The sequence below is a fragment of the Nocardia spongicola genome (assembly GCF_047200775.1).
Taxonomy (GTDB): Bacteria; Actinomycetota; Actinomycetes; order Mycobacteriales; family Mycobacteriaceae; genus Nocardia.
On sequence record NZ_JBJZOO010000018.1, the window covers coordinates 28,361 to 43,668 of the forward strand.

Consider the following 15,308-nt stretch of genomic DNA (forward strand, 5'->3'; position numbering starts at 1 on the left):
TCCGGCGCGGCGCTGTCGAGCACAGAGCGCGCCGGACTCCTTACTCGCGTGCTCTCCGCGCGCCCTATGTCCTTCACAGGTCAGCGGTCGGCGACGGTGTGGATCAGCTCCGCGAGTTCCTTCGGCTTGGACCACATCGGCCAATGGCCGGTAGGCAGATCGAGATATTCGGCGTCGATGCGTGCCAATTCGGTGAAGGTCGCTATCGCGCCGTTGTCTCGTAATTTCTTGACTCGATCGGCGGTGATACTGCTGCAGATCACGGTGGCGGGAACGGCCAGCCGGGCGGCGGAATCGCTCAATCGCAATGGCGCCGCGGCAACGGACGCGGGCTGCGGCACGGCCCGCTCCCGGAAGCGTGCCAGGACCGCCGCGTCCAATCCCGCCAAGCTGTTGCCCTCGTCCTCCAGCCGGGACCACTCCGGCAACGGCCACTCCCGCGCGGCGATATCCAGTGCGGAGTTGATGACGAAGCCGTTCGGCAGCGGTGCGCTGTCGACATAGATCACCCTGCGGAACAAGTCGGGAGCGCGGTCGATGGCGAGATAGGCGGGTGCGGCGCCACCGGAATGGGCGACCAGGACGACGGCCTCGCCGGGAGGCACCGCATCGATGATGGCCTGTGCCTGGTTTTCCAGGGTCGCCGACAAACGGTGGGGGTCAGCGGTATCCAGTCCTGGCAGGGTGAGTGCCTGTACTTCGTGGCCGCGTGTGCGCAAGACGGGCACGACTTCATCCCACGCCCATGCGCCGAGCCAGAATCCGGGAGCGAGAAGAATCCGAGTAGCCATAGTCCCTCACTGTGTCCTACCTACGGAAAATATTCCGGAATGTCCTGCCTGCGGAATATTCCGGAATGCGGTCGCGAAGAAAGGTGGGCCGCCGGTGGTTCGGGTGCCTGCCCGGCGTGCCGCGCCCATTTCCCTGGGTCAGTAGACCGGGCCGGTGTACTTCTCGCCCGGACCTTTGCCCGGCTCGTCGGGGTGGGCGGAGGTTTCTCGGAAGGCGCGCTGCAGCGATTGCAGGCCCTCGCGGATCGGTCCGGCATGCGGGCCGAGGTATTCCACCGAGGCTGTCACCAGACCGGCCAGCGCAGTGATCACCCGCCGTGCCTCGTCCAGATCGCGACGTGCGCTGGTATCCGGGTCCTCGTCGGCCAAGCCGAGTTTCTCCGCCGCCGAGCTCATCAACATCACGCAGGCGCGGCTGATCACCTCGACCGCGGGGATATCGGCCAGTTCGCGTATGGAGGCGTCGAGCTCGTCGGTCATGCCCTTCAGGTTAGCGACACCACCGATGCGGCTCGTAGTGGCGGGCGCTGTGGTCCTGACCGCGGCGCTCTTGATTCGGTGATAGTCGAAGCGAATGTTACACTGTTCGCTGACGACCGCCCTGGATCCGTCCGGGGCTGATAAGTGGAGCCCGACTCCCACCGTTGCCGACGAGCGCTCGTACGATATTTCTCGTACGGTTCCGTGTTCATACGGTTCAACGGTCCGGTCACCCGCCCGAGGAGGCGGGTTTCTCATGTCGGGGTTCTCGCAGGAGGACCGCCGCATGAGAGGCGATTCGCGATGATTCGCGGTCGGCGATCGGTCGACATCGGGCCTCGTGCGGGGAATGCCGCATCGAGGCCTCTGTGTTGAACAGGGGTTGCAGTTATTGCATGCGGTCGTCCGATGACACCGCTTGACCTAGGAGGCCCCATCAGCACTGAGACCCGCATCAACGATCGCATCCGTGTTCCCGAGGTCCGGCTCATCGGGCCCGGCGGCGAACAGGTTGGGATCGTGCGTGTTGAAGATGCACTACGCGTCGCCCTCGAAGCCGACCTCGATCTGGTCGAGGTAGCGCCCGATGCCCGTCCACCGGTCTGCAAGATCATGGACTACGGCAAGTTCAAGTACGAGACGGCGCAGAAGGCGCGTGAGTCTCGGAAGAACCAGCAGCAGACCGTGATCAAGGAGCAGAAGCTCCGGCCGAAGATCGATGACCACGACTACGAGACCAAGAAGCGTAATGTCGTGCGCTTCCTCGAAGCGGGGTCCAAGGTCAAGGTGACGATCATGTTCCGAGGGCGTGAGCAGTCCCGGCCCGAACTCGGGTTCCGGTTGCTGCAGCGACTGGCCTCCGATGTCGCCGACCTCGGGTTCGTGGAGACCTCGGCCAAGCAGGACGGTCGCAATATGACCATGGTCCTCGCCCCGCACAAGGGCGCGAAGACCCGAGCCAAGGCGCAGCAGGAGTCGGCTCCGCGCCAGGCGTCGAGCGCCACACCGGGTGCCAAGCCCGCCGCGGGGCAGGCCGAGAAGGCCGGCCCGCAGTAAACACCGATCAGAACACGGCGGTCCCCGGCCGCCGGGACGACAGATAGAGGAATCCATGCCGAAGATGAAGAGCCACAGCGGCGCCTCGAAGCGATTCAAGGTGTCCGGTAAAGGCAAGCTGCTTCGCCAGCAGGCGAATCGTCGCCACCTGTTCGAGCACAAGCCCACTCGCCGGACTCGTCGTCTGGACGGCACGGAGGTCGTCGCGGCCGCCGATGTCCGCCGAGTGAAGAAGCTGCTCGGCATCTGATTGCGCCGCTGCGCAGGCCGCCAGGTACGACGCGACGGAAGCGTCTCCGGCGCGCTACCCCCGAACCATTTCCGGGCGCTGTCCGCGCCCCAGATCGAACAGGACTGATCAGTGGCACGCGTCAAAAGAGCCGTCAACGCTCAGAAAAAGCGCCGTTCCATCCTCGAGGCCTCGAAAGGCTACCGCGGCCAGCGCTCGCGGCTGTACCGCAAGGCCAAGGAACAGCAGCTGCACTCGCTCACCTACGCCTACCGGGACCGCCGGGCGCGTAAGGGCGATTTCCGCAAGCTGTGGATCGCTCGGATCAACGCCGCGGCGCGGATCAACGACATCACCTACAACCGTTTCATCCAGGGCCTGAAGGCGGCGGGCGTCGAGGTCGATCGCAAGATCCTCGCCGAGCTCGCGGTATCGGACGCCGAGGCGTTCGCCGGTCTCGTCGCGATCGCCAAGGCCGCCCTGCCGCAGGATGTCAACGCTCCTGCCGCATGAGCGGGATGAGCGGCGGACACCGCAACCGCGTGGCATGACGGCGTCGGCCGCCGGTGCGGCGCGATCATGAGCAGGAATCCGTCGGCGCCGGATCGGCCGGTGCCCGAGCACCTGCCGCAGCGACCCGTGGAAGCGCTCAGTGAGCGCAACCCACGGGTCGTTTCTGCCGTCAAGCTACAGCGCGGCGCGGAGCGTCGCAAAGCGGGCCACTTCCTCGCCGAAGGTGCCAATGCCGTGGCCGCGGCATTGGACAACGCCCACGTACATGAGCTGTTCTACTCGATGGCCGCCGCCGAGCGTGACCACGCGCTGATCGCGGGCGCGGTCGCCGCGGGGATCCGTGCCACGCTGGTGAGCGACCGCGCGGCACGGCAGCTCGGGGAAACCGTCACAGCACCGGGATTAGTGGCAGTCTGCGACCTGCTCGATGTGCCGGTCCAGCGGATACTCGCCGCTGGGCCGCGTATGCTCGCCGTCCCTGTCGAGATGGCCGAACCCGGCAATGCCGGAACCCTCGTCCGGCTCGCCGACGCCGTTGGTGCCGACGGTGTGGTACTGGCGGGCGACAGCGTCGATCCGCACAACGGCAAATGTGTGCGAGCCAGCGCGGGCAGTGTCTTCCATGTGCCGATCGCCCGGCAGCGAGATATCGGACAGACACTGGATTCGATCACGGCGGCAGGTCTCACCATTGTGGCGACCGCGGCGAACGGTGAGGTCGACCTCGACGACGCCGACGAGTTGTTCACCAGGCCCGTCGCGTGGTTGTTCGGTAATGAGGCACACGGTCTGGCCCCCGCTGTCGCGCGCCGTGCCGATCATCGCATCCGCATCCCGATCCGGGGCCGGGCCGAGAGTCTGAATCTGGCCACCGCCGCGGCGATCTGTCTCTACGCGAATTCCCGCGTCCGCTACCGTAGCGCCGATTCCTGATCGGTCCACTGCGGTGCATCCCGGACAATACCCCCGATTCCGAGTCGCTCACCGGCTCGCTCGGCTGTGGCGGGTAATCCGGGTGAACCGCTCCCGAAGCATCGAATACGATGCGACCAGCAGCAATGCGGATCAGCAAGCAGCTGTGCCCGCGAACCGATCCCCAGGGGAGAGACTGAGCATCGTGGCCGACGACATCGACGCAGGCGAGCAGAACGCGGCGCTGACCGAGGAGGCATTGGCGGCGGCCGCGGCGGCCGCGGAAAAGGCGTTCGCCGCGGCCACCGATCTGGATGCGCTCGCGCTCGCGAAGACCGAGCATCTAGGCGCTAAAGCGCCGCTGGCCCTGGCTCAGCGTGCGCTGGGCGGCCTGCCGAAGTCGGAGAAGGCCGATGCGGGCAAGCGGGTCAATCTCGCCAGGTCGCGGGTGTCCGAGGCGTACGAGGCCCGCCGTGTCACTCTGCTGGCCGAGCGGGACGCCGCTGTGCTGGTCGCCGAGACCATCGACGTGACACTGCCAGCCCGCCGCACCGCGGTCGGCGCCAGGCATCCGATCACGGTCATCTCCGAGCAGATCGCGGATGTGTTCGTCGGGATGGGCTGGGAGATCGCCGAGGGGCCCGAAGTGGAGACCGAGCACTTCAACTTCGACGCGTTGAATTTCCTGCCCGACCATCCGGCGCGCACCATGCAGGACACCTTCCATATCGCACCGGAGGGCTCACGACAGGTCCTGCGCACGCATACCTCTCCGGTACAGGTGCGTTCGATGCTGGAACGCGAGCTGCCGATCTATGTGGCTTGTCCCGGCCGCACTTTCCGTACCGACGAGCTGGATGCCACCCATACCCCGGTGTTCTCCCAGGTCGAGGGTTTGGCGGTGGACAAAGGCCTGACCATGGCGCATTTGCGCGGCACGCTGGACGCGCTGGCCAGGGCGCTGTTCGGGCCGGATACCCGGACCCGCATGCGACCCAACTACTTTCCGTTCACCGAGCCCTCCGCCGAGGTCGACGTGTGGTTCCCGGACAAGAAAGGCGGTCCAGGCTGGGTCGAATGGGGCGGCTGCGGCATGGTGAACCCGAAGGTGCTGATCGCCAGCGGTATCGATCCCGAGATCTACAGCGGCTTCGCGTTCGGTATGGGCCTGGAGCGGACGCTGCAGTTCCGTAACGGCATCCCGGATATGCGGGATATCGTCGAAGGCGACGTGCGTTTCACGCTGCCCTTCGGTATCCAGTCCTGACCTCACCCTTCGATCGAGAGAGCGAAACGTCACGTGCGAGTAGCGCAGTCCTGGCTGACCGACATCATCCAGCGCACCAACCCCGAGTGGTCGGTGACACCAGAAGAGCTCGACGCGGGATTCGTCCGGGTCGGTCTGGAAGTCGAAGAGGTCGACACGCTTGCGCGAGTCACGGGCTCGGCGGGCGGCGAGACGGAGCCGGGTGGCGAGTCGTCGCTGGTGGTCGGCCGGGTCGCCGAGATCACCGAGTTGACCGAGTTCAAGAAACCGATCCGCTTCTGCAAGGTGGATATCGGTAAACCCGAGCTGCAGGAGATCATCTGTGGCGCACGGAATTTCGCCGTCGGCGATCTGGTGGTCGTGGTGCTGCCCGGCGGGGTGCTGCCCGGCGGATTCCGGATCACCTCGCGCAAGACCTATGGGCATGTCTCGCACGGGATGATCTGTTCGGTCGCCGAACTCGGGATCGGCAAGGACCATGTCGGCATCCTGGTGCTGGAGCCGGGGACCGCAGAGCCGGGTACCGACGCCAATGAACTGCTCGGCTTGGACGACACCGTCATCGAGCTGAACATCACCCCCGACCGCGGCTACTGCTTCTCGGTTCGTGGGCTGGCACGTGAGCTGGCCTGCGGTTTCGATCTGGACTACGCCGATCCTGCCGTGCGGACATTGCCCGATCATGAGCAGCAGGCCTGGTCGATCGAGGTCGAGCCGAGCTCCGAGTGCACTCGGTTCGCGGCGCGCCGAGTCACCGGTATCGATCCGAAAGCGGTCAGCCCATGGTGGTTGCAGCGCAGGCTGCTGCTGTCCGGGGTGCGTCCCATCTCGCCAGCGGTCGACGTCACCAACTACGTCATGCTCGAACTGGGGCAGCCGCTGCACGCCTTCGACGCCGAGAAGGTATCGGGTGGCTTGGTGGTCCGCACCGCGAACCAGGGGGAGACCCTGCGCACCCTGGACGATGTGGAACGGGTACTCACCGCAGAGGACGTGGTGATCGCCGACGGGTCCGGCGTCATCTCACTGGCCGGTGTCATGGGCGGCGCGAGCACCGAGGTGGGGGCGGAGAGCACCGATATCCTGCTGGAGGCGGCTACCTGGAATCCGCTGCTGATCTACCGGACCGCGCGCAGGCACAAGCTGGTATCGGAGGCGGGGAAACGGTACGAGCGGGTCGTCGATCCCGAGCTGAATGTCGTCGCGCTCGACCGCGCGGCCACGCTGCTCGCCGAGATCACGGGCGGAACCGTCGAGCCGGTGCTGAACGATATCCGGGTTCCGGTCCCGGCGGCCGAGGCGATCCGGATGGACATCGAGCTGGCCGACCGGGTGGCAGGGGTGACCTATCCGACCGGGACCGCCGCGCGCAGGCTGGCCCAGGTCGGCTGCGCCATCGACATCGGTGTCAGTGCGGAAGGACACGGTCAGCTGGTGGTGACCGCGCCGAGCTGGCGGCCCGATCTGGCCGCTCCCGCCGATCTGGTGGAGGAGGTACTGCGGCTGGAGGGGCTGGAACAGATCCCGTCCGTGCTGCCGACCGCGCCCGCGGGGCGTGGCCTCACCCCGGCACAGCGCCGTCGTCGTGCGGTGAGCCGCGCGCTGGCCTTCGCCGGGTGCGTTGAGGTTCCGCCGCCGGTATTTCTGCCCGCGGGCGTCTTCGACACCTGGGGGTTGGACGCCCATGATCCGCGGCGCGTCACTACCCGGGTACTGAACCCGCTCGACGTGGATCGCGCCGAGCTGGCCACCACTCTGCTGCCCGGATTGCTCGAAGTCGCCGCGAGGAATATTTCCCGTGGCGCTCGTGACCTCGCCATCTACGGTATCGCGCAGGTCGTGTTGCCCGGGCCGAACACAAGGGCGGTGGAAGCGCTGCCGGTGGATCGTCGTCCGACCGACGCGCAGCTCGCCGAACTGCTCGGCTCGCTCCCGGCGCAACCGGTGCATGTGGCCGCGGTGCTGACCGGTCGCCGTGATCCGCGTGGGCCATGGGGTCATGGCCGCCCGGTCGAGGCCGCCGATGCCTTCGCTCTCGCCGATGCCGTCGCGGATGCGGCAGGAGTGTCCGTCGGTCGCCGCTCCGGCGCGCAGTTGCCGTGGCATCCCGGTCGCTGTGCTGAATTGGTGAGCGAGGGGACCGTCATCGGATACGCGGGCGAGCTGCACCCCGCGGTGCTGGAACGTTCCGGTTTGCCGCCGCGCACCTGCGCCGTCGAGCTCGATCTGGACGCACTGCCGCTGCGCGAAGCGCGGCCGGTTCCGACGGTGTCGCCGTTCCCCGCGGTGCTGCAGGATGTCTCGGTGAGTGTCGAGAAGACGGTTCCCGCCGCCTCGGTGGAGTCCGCGTTGCGCACCGGCGGTGGCGAGTTGCTGGAGGACATCGCGTTGTTCGACGTGTACGAAGGCGAACAGGCTGGTGTGGGGCGTAAGTCGCTCACCTATGCGCTGCGTTTCCGTGCCACCGATCGGACACTGACCGAAGATGAGGCCAGCGCGGCGCGAGACGCGGCCGTCGCTGCCGCGACCGAGGCCGTTGGGGCGGTTCTGCGCGGCTGATCGTTGCGCTCCTCTGACCCGTGTGGCCGGTGTGGCCGCACGGGTCCCGCTCGCTCGGCCGTCGCCACGCACTGTCGTTCGCCGTACGCGGTCTCGGCTTCCGAGGTCGATGCTTGTTATTTGCTCAGGTCGATCATTCGAGCGTGACCCGCTTGCTATCGAGCAGGAGTAAGAACGAGGGTATGCCACATCCGATCAGACCGATCTTCAATGCACGGACTTATAAGCGGGAGCGGAAGCTGGCAAGGACCCCGGCGGCGCTCGGTATGAAGTACACCGACTTGTCATTGAACACCTCGGATGGAGAAACTCTGCACGGCTGGTGGATGCCTGCGCGGGGTGCTGTGGGGCATATTCTCTTCATCCACGGCAAAGGGGCCAATATCGGAAGCTGGGTGCCGCTGTTCGGCCTGCTCGTGGAGGCGGGTTTCGATGTGCTGGCTTTCGACTACCGCGGTTTCGGACGCAGCACCGGAAAGCCCACCGAACGTGGTACGTATCGCGATGCCCGCGCGGCCCGCGAGGCATTGCTGGAGCAACCTGGTATCGACCAGGAACATGTGCTCTACCTGGGGGAATCGCTCGGTTGCGGGGTCGCGATCGAGCTGGCGCAGGAGCACCCGCCCGCTGGGTTGATGTTGATGTCCGTTTTCACCCGCATTCGCGATGTATTTCACTCGAAGTATCCGTTCCTGCCCGCAGTGTTGGTGCCGGATGCCTATCCGAACGAGCGGCGGATTCGAACGCTGCGCGTCCCGGTGCTGATCATGCACGGAGAGCAGGACGAATTCATGCCGGTGTGGCATGCCGAACGGCTCTATGCCGCGGCGAACCGGCCCAAGCGTCTCGTCGTCTTCCCCGATGCGGGACACAACGACCTGTTCATCGCCGGTGGCTCGACCTGGTACAACCTCGTACGCGACTGGGCGGGCGCCCTCGTCCGGCAGTGAGCACGGTCGCGGGTCCGCGGCGGAGCTCGAGATGCCGAGTTCGAGTGATGTGACTTCTTCTCGGCTATGACTCCCATCACGTCTGCGAGGGTCGTCTTGCGTCAGATCTGGCGGTGGAGGTGTCCGGGCAGGTCGGCGGCCCATTCGTGGTGTCAGGGATACCAGTACCGCCAACGGGTATTTCGGGGTGGGTCGCGAGCGGAAGTGGGTGCTCTTCGGTGGGCGCTCTTTTCGGGCCGGTTCACGATAGGGTCGAGCAGCGTTTCGGCACCGCGTGGGGAAGGGGCGAACACGGCCGGCGGATGTCGGCGACCGGAGCGTGGACGACTAGCGGGAGGCGCGCGAGGAGATCGCGCGTGTGCGCCTGGACCGGATACGGAAATCGTTGTGTGGCAGCGATATCGGCCCATACCGGCGGTAAGCCGGGCCGGGTGCCGGACTACGACTGTGATGAGGGTGGAAATCGATGACCGAGCCGAGGGACATTGCCGAACGGCTGCTGGATGCCCAGGTGGAATTCCTGCTCGCCGAAGTGACCGGTGAGCGCTTCACCGAAGTGATCGCGCGCGATACCGAAGCCGTGCTCGGGGTAGCCGACACGCTGATCTTCCGGGATATCGTCGACGTCGAGCAGGCCAAGGAGACTGTGCGTACGGTTGTCGAACTGATCGGTGGTAGCCCGGTGTTCGCCGATATGACAGGCGTTTTCGCCGATGCCCTCTACGATCGTATTGCCGCTGATCACGACTACACGCTCGGTGAAGTGGTCGACCGTGAGCCGGTGGAGGCACTGCTGGAGAAGCTTTTCGGCATGCATCAGGCGCAGGAGCGGTTGCTGGACCGGCTCACCGAGAGCCCGTTGGTCGCTACTGTCGCCTCGAAGTTCGTGGACAAGCTGATCAACGACTTCGTCCAGGCCAACCGGGAGCGGGCCGAGAAGATCCCTGGTGTCTCCTCGCTCGTATCGCTCGGGCAATCCGCCGCCACGCGCGCGAAGAAGGTCGCCGATGGCACCTTCGTCGGCGATCTGGCGGGCAAGGGGGCGTTGTTCGCGCTCAAGCGCACCAACAACGCGATCCGCGAGATGCTGCGCGACGCACCGGTGCACGATGCCGCGATGGAGTTCTGGGATCTGCACGCCGATGAATCGGTCAGCGGACTGCGCGAGTACCTCACGCAGAAAGATCTCAACGAGCTGGTACTGCTGTGCTATGAAATCGCTGTCACCACCAGGGAGAAGGAGTACTTCGGCCTGCTGGTCGACGAATGCGTCGAGGTGTTCTTCACCAAGTACGGTGACTACACGCTGGCGGCTCTGCTACCAGAACTCGGGCTCACTGGCCCCGATATCACGGCGGAGATCCTGCGTTACGGCCCTGCTGTCATCGAGGGAGCGAAGCGTGAGGGGGTTCTGGCCGGCCTGATTCGTGAGCGCCTCGCCCCCTTCTACACCTCGGATGCCGTGCTCGGCATCCTCGCCGGGACATAGCTCCCATCAGGAGGACGGCTTACCGGGAAGCGGACCCTGCCATACCGGTTATTCGGGGTCGGCGTCCCGGCTCGCGTCCACGCATCGATCCCGCGCCGGTGTGGGCCGTGTCGCATACCGGCACGTGCTGCCGCGCAATAGTGTCTGACCATGGCTGAATCGATGACCGACACCGCACAGGACGCTACCCGCCCACTGCGTGACGACATCCGGTTCCTCGGTGGCGTGCTCGGTGACATCATCCATGATCACGAGGGCCCCGAGGTCTTCGATCTCATCGAGCGGGTACGCATCGAGGCATTCCGGGTGCGCCGGGAGGAGGTCGGACGCAGCGCCGTCGCGCAGATGCTGGACGGGGTGGATATCGCGGTGGCCCTCCCGCTCATCCGCGCGTTCAGCTATTTCGTCTTGCTGGCCAATCTGGCCGAGGACATCCAGCGCGACCGGCGTCGCGCCGCTCACGAGGCGGCCGGGGAACCGCCGCAGGATTCCTCGCTCGCGGCGACCTACCGCAAGCTGGACGCGGCGGCACTGGACGGGGACAGGGTGCGGGATCTGCTTGCCGATGCGCTGGTCTCACCGGTGATCACCGCGCATCCGACGGAGACCCGCCGTCGTACCGTTTTCGACGCGCAGGCCAGGATCACCGAGCTGATGCGTCTGCGTCAGCGTTACGCCGGCAGTGAGCGCGCCGAGCCGGAGCTGCAGATCCGCAGGCAGGTGCTCAGCCTGTGGCGGACCGCGCTGATCCGATTGGCCCGCTTACGGATCCAGGACGAGATCGCGGTGGGCTTGCGTTATTACGACCTCACCCTGTTCGAGGTGATCCCGGCGATCAACGCTCAGGTGCGTGCCGCGTTGCGCGCCCGATGGCCGGAGGTGCAGCTGCTGCCGCGCCCGATCCTGCGTCCCGGCTCGTGGATCGGTGGGGACCGGGACGGCAACCCGTATGTCACCGCGGATGTGGTGCGGCAGGCCGCTCACCGTGCCGCGAGCGTCGCCTTCGGCCGTTATCTGCACGAGCTGGTGGAGCTGGAGAAGACTCTGGCTCTCTCGGCTCGGCTGGTCCAGGTGACCCCCGAAGTGGCCGCGCTCGCCGAAACCGGATACGCCGATCCGGCCGTGCATGCTGATGAACCGTATCGTCGTGCGTTGCATCACATCCGGAACCGGCTGGCAGCTACCGCGCGCGCCGCGCTCGGTGCAGCCCCGCCGGATGGTTTCGATGCCGCGGCCGAGCCGTATCCGACACCGCAGGCGGTTTTGGATGATCTCGACGCCGTGGATGCCTCGTTGCGCAACAGCGGAGACGGTCTACTCGCCGATGATCGCCTTGCCGCGTTGCGTCATGCGGTGGAGACATTCGGCTTCCACTTGCAGGGGCTGGACATGCGGCAGAATTCCGAAATGCATGAGCAGGTGGTCGCGGAGCTGCTTGCCTGGGCCGGGGTGCACCCGGATTACGCGGCTTTGCCGGAAGAGCGGCGGGTGGAGTTGCTCGCGGCCGAGTTGCGCACCCGCCGCCCGCTGCTCGGTCCACACGCGCGACTGAGCGAGCTCGCCACCAAAGAACTCGATATCGTCCGTGCCGCACGGGACGTCGTGGTCACGTTCGGTGCGGAGGCGGTGCCGAACTACATCATCAGTATGTGCACCTCGGTCAGTGATCTGCTGGAGGCCGCCCTGCTGCTGAAGGAAGGGGGACTGCTCGATCCTGGGGAGCCGGACCAGCCGCCGAGCTGCTCGGTCGGCATCGTGCCGCTGTTCGAAACCATCGAAGATCTGGGCGCCGGGGCCGCGACCCTGTCCGCGGCACTCGATATTCCGGTGTATCGCGAGCTGGTGGCGGCGCGTGGGATGCGCCAAGAGGTGATGCTCGGCTATTCCGATTCGAACAAGGACGGCGGGTACCTGGCCGCGAACTGGGCGTTGTACCGGGCGGAGCTGGATCTGGTCGAGGTGGCTCGCGAGACCGGTATCCGATTGCGGTTGTTCCACGGCCGCGGCGGCACGGTCGGCCGCGGTGGTGGGCGCAGCTACGACGCGATCCTCGCTCAGCCCGCCGGTGCGGTCCGTGGCTCGTTGCGGCTCACCGAACAGGGTGAGGTGATCGCCGCCAAATACGCCGAACCCGGTGCGGCGCATCGTAATCTGGAATCGCTGATCGCGGGCACGCTGGAGTCGACCCTGCTGGACACGGAGGGCCTCGGCGCCGACGCGGAACCGTCCTACGAAATCATGGACGAGCTGGCGGCACGCGCCCGTGCGGCATACGCGCGGCTCGTGCACGAAACTCCGGGTTTCGTCGAGTACTTCCGCCAGTCCACCCCCATCGCCGAGGTCGGCAATCTGAATATCGGCAGTAGACCCGCCTCGCGCAAGCCGACGAACTCTGTCGCGGACCTGCGCGCCATTCCGTGGGTGATGTCCTGGAGTCAGGCGAGGGTGATGCTGCCCGGCTGGTACGGCACCGGCACCGCGTTGGAGGAATGGGTCGATGGTGATCCGCGGCGGCTGGCGACATTGACGGATCTATACCGCCGCTGGCCGTTCTTCCGGACGGTGCTGTCCAATCTGGCCCAGGTGATGGCCAAGAGCGATTTGGACATCGCCGCCCGCTACGCCGAACTCGTCGATGATGTGGCGCTTCGGGAACAGATCTTCGGCATGATCCGCGACGAACACGCCCGCACCATCCGTATGCACGCCGCGATCACCGGCAATGATCATCTGCTCGCCGATAACCCCGCGCTCGCGGAATCCATCCACAATCGCTTCCCGTATCTGGAGCCGCTCAATCAGATGCAGGTGGAACTGCTGCGCAGGCTGCGCGCGGGCGACGATTCGGAGTTGGTCGAACGCGGGATACTGCTGACCATGAACGGCCTGGCCACCGCGCTGCGCAATTCCGGCTGAGTTGCCGGGATCTGCGATATACGCGGTGGTATCCACCCCAGTACTCGGCCGGTACTCCGAGCGCCGTACCGTGCGCCGCCATCGGATAGACTCCGCCCTCGGTGTCCGAGGTGCAGACGCCGGACACCGTGCTCAGTGCACACCGTGCTGGAAGAACACCGCGCGAAAGCGCACCGTACGCAGGGAATGCCGTGTCGATCGACGAAGCAACCGTGGCGGCACTCGGGGACCGAGTGCTCGGTCCGCAGCACAAAGGGATGCCGCCGGATTCCTGGGGGCGTACCGTGCGAGAATTCCTCGCCACCGGACCGGTACTCGAACAGTTGCAGACGCCGGTACTGACCATCGATCGCGCGGCTGTCGCGACGAATATCGCGGTTATGGCCGAGTGGGTGCGCGCGGCGGGCGTACGGCTGGCGCCGCACGGTAAGACCACGATGGCCCCTCGGCTATGGGCCGATCAGCTTGCCGCGGGCGCATGGGGGATCACCTTGGCCACCATTTGGCAGACACAGGTGGCGCGTGCCTTCGGCGTCGCCAGGGTGCTGCTGGCCAACGCACTGGTCGATCCGGTCGGTTTGCGCTGGGTGGCGGCGGAAACGGCGCGCGATCCGGACTTCGAGTTCCTCTGCTTGGCGGATAGCGTCGAGACGGTCACGCTGATGGACGCACACCTGCGCGCCGCGCCGACAGCCGGGCGCCTCCGTGTGCTGGTAGAACTCGGTGGACCGCATGGTCGTACCGGTGCACGCACGGTAGAACAGGCGCACGCCGTGGCACGGGCGATCGAGAGTTCGTCCCGGTTGACGCTGGCCGGCGTAGGTGGTTACGAGGGTGCGCTGGCGCACGATCGCACCGAAGACGGCCTCCGCGCGGTGCGTGACTATCTCGGCGAACTCGCCCGTCTACATCGGGAACTCGCCGAGGCGGGCAGCTACCCCGGCGCGGCGATCGTCACCGCGGGCGGCAGCGCCTATCCGGACTCGGTGCTCGACGCTCTCGCTCCGCTCGCCGACGAGCACGGCGTATACGGAGTCGCGACCACCGTCGTCTTGCGCTCGGGGGCGTACGTCATCCATGACGACGGTTTCTACGCGAGCGTGTCGCCCTTGGCCCGGCCGCACCGGGCGAACTCGTTGCGTTCGGCGATGCACGGCTGGGCCCGTACGCTCTCCCGTCCGGAGCCCGGCCTTGCCCTGCTGGACGCGGGCAGGCGTGACCTGCCTTTCGACTCAGGTCTTCCGATCCCACAGCGCATCGCCGGAGCAGGCCGTGCGTCGCTCACCGGTGCGACGGTTTCGGCGCTCAACGATCAGCATGCCTTCCTGCGGCTGCCGGTCGGCGCCGCACCGGAATTGCCGATCGGCGCGGTCGTGCGTCTCGGCCTGTCCCATCCGTGTACCGCCTTCGACAAGTGGCGACTCATCCCGGTGATCGATGATGCCGATGCCGGATCCCCGCGGGTAGTCGATGCCCTGCATACCTTTTTCTGATGCGCATCGAGGGCCGCGAACCGGAAACCGGGGCGTCCGGTCGTGGCCGAGTGCGTGGTAATGCTCGCGGTGCTATCGCTGTCAGTGGGCCGTACCGTTGATCAGCGCGCGAACCAACCGGTCCAGCGCGGGGCGCGGATCGAAACCTGTCGTCGGGTTCATCACTTGGTGCAGGATGATGCCGTCGAACTGATCGACCAGGATCTGAGCCGCCCCCTGATCGCCACCGGCGCTCACCAGTAGGGTGCCGACCAACTCGGTCAACAGCAGGTGCCCCTGCTGGACGCTCTCCTGCAGCGCGGGTGTGGTCTGTGCTTCCAAGAACAGGACATAGCGCGCCAGCGTCCGTATTCGGTCGATGCGTGCCGCGTACACGACAAAGGCGGCTATTCCCTCGATGAGCTCATCGATTGTGCGTGGTGCGGGTTGTCGGTTGAATACTTCCCAGTCGGCGTAGTCGCGGGCGGACAGTCTTTCGGCGATACCGATCAGCAATGCCTCGCGAGTGCGGAAGTAATTGGAGGCAGATCCGACGGGCATACCCGCGGCGGCATCGACCGCGCGGTGGGTGAGTGCGCGGATGCCGCTGGAGCCCAATAGGTCGATCGCCGCGTCCAAGACGAGTTCGCGCTTGGGAGACACCCCACCAATAC

At 66.2% G+C, this 15,308-nt stretch carries 13 protein-coding genes; 10 read left to right on the forward strand and 3 right to left on the reverse strand.

Annotated features, from left to right (window positions below):
• Nucleotides 1-80: 80 nt before the first annotated feature.
• Nucleotides 81-791: an alpha/beta fold hydrolase gene (locus ACL02S_RS21415; RefSeq protein WP_412804263.1), complete on the reverse strand. Its 711-nt coding sequence runs from the start codon at nt 789-791 to the stop codon at nt 81-83.
• 138 nt (nt 792-929) lie between these two features.
• Nucleotides 930-1,271, reverse strand: a complete 342-nt coding sequence (locus ACL02S_RS21420; protein WP_412804264.1) for a DUF1844 domain-containing protein — start codon at nt 1,269-1,271, stop codon at nt 930-932.
• Between the two features lie 408 nt (nt 1,272-1,679).
• On the opposite strand from ACL02S_RS21420, the gene infC reads away from it, so the two are divergent.
• The 10 genes from infC to ACL02S_RS21470 all read left to right on the forward strand — a co-directional run bounded on the left by infC (nt 1,680) and on the right by ACL02S_RS21470 (nt 14,655).
• Nucleotides 1,680-2,327 (forward strand): translation initiation factor IF-3, encoded by a 648-nt coding sequence (gene infC / locus ACL02S_RS21425; protein WP_412804265.1) that lies wholly within the window; start codon nt 1,680-1,682, stop codon nt 2,325-2,327.
• Between the two features lie 55 nt (nt 2,328-2,382).
• Nucleotides 2,383-2,577 (forward strand): 50S ribosomal protein L35, encoded by a 195-nt coding sequence (gene rpmI / locus ACL02S_RS21430; RefSeq protein WP_040706116.1) that lies wholly within the window; start codon nt 2,383-2,385, stop codon nt 2,575-2,577.
• Between the two features lie 111 nt (nt 2,578-2,688).
• Nucleotides 2,689-3,069, forward strand: coding sequence for a 50S ribosomal protein L20 (rplT, locus tag ACL02S_RS21435; protein ID WP_043723410.1), 381 nt, complete (start codon nt 2,689-2,691; stop codon nt 3,067-3,069).
• Between the two features lie 126 nt (nt 3,070-3,195).
• A complete protein-coding gene (locus tag ACL02S_RS21440) occupies nt 3,196-4,002 on the forward strand; it encodes a TrmH family RNA methyltransferase (RefSeq protein WP_412804295.1) in 807 nt (268 codons plus the stop codon).
• Nucleotides 4,003-4,186: 184 nt separating this feature from the next.
• The gene (pheS, locus tag ACL02S_RS21445) at nt 4,187-5,248 is read left to right on the forward strand and encodes a phenylalanine--tRNA ligase subunit alpha (RefSeq protein ID WP_412804266.1); all 1,062 of its coding nucleotides are present in this window, start codon (nt 4,187-4,189) and stop codon (nt 5,246-5,248) included.
• A gap of 33 nt (nt 5,249-5,281) precedes the next feature.
• Complete coding sequence (gene pheT / locus ACL02S_RS21450) at nt 5,282-7,807, forward strand: phenylalanine--tRNA ligase subunit beta (RefSeq protein ID WP_412804267.1); 2,526 nt, start codon at nt 5,282-5,284, stop codon at nt 7,805-7,807.
• 182 nt (nt 7,808-7,989) lie between these two features.
• Nucleotides 7,990-8,757, forward strand: a complete 768-nt coding sequence (locus ACL02S_RS21455) for an alpha/beta hydrolase (RefSeq protein WP_412804268.1) — start codon at nt 7,990-7,992, stop codon at nt 8,755-8,757.
• 466 nt (nt 8,758-9,223) lie between these two features.
• Nucleotides 9,224-10,246, forward strand: a complete 1,023-nt coding sequence (locus tag ACL02S_RS21460) for a hypothetical protein (protein ID WP_412804269.1) — start codon at nt 9,224-9,226, stop codon at nt 10,244-10,246.
• Between the two features lie 162 nt (nt 10,247-10,408).
• Complete coding sequence (ppc, locus tag ACL02S_RS21465) at nt 10,409-13,162, forward strand: phosphoenolpyruvate carboxylase (protein WP_412804296.1); 2,754 nt, start codon at nt 10,409-10,411, stop codon at nt 13,160-13,162.
• A gap of 257 nt (nt 13,163-13,419) precedes the next feature.
• Entirely contained in the window at nt 13,420-14,655 is a 1,236-nt protein-coding gene (locus ACL02S_RS21470) for a type III PLP-dependent enzyme domain-containing protein (RefSeq protein WP_503129070.1), read from the forward strand.
• A gap of 81 nt (nt 14,656-14,736) precedes the next feature.
• Here the strand turns inward: ACL02S_RS21470 and ACL02S_RS21475 are convergent, their stop codons facing one another.
• A complete protein-coding gene (locus ACL02S_RS21475) occupies nt 14,737-15,297 on the reverse strand; it encodes a TetR/AcrR family transcriptional regulator (protein ID WP_412804271.1) in 561 nt (186 codons plus the stop codon).
• Between the last annotated feature and the right edge of the window lie 11 nt (nt 15,298-15,308).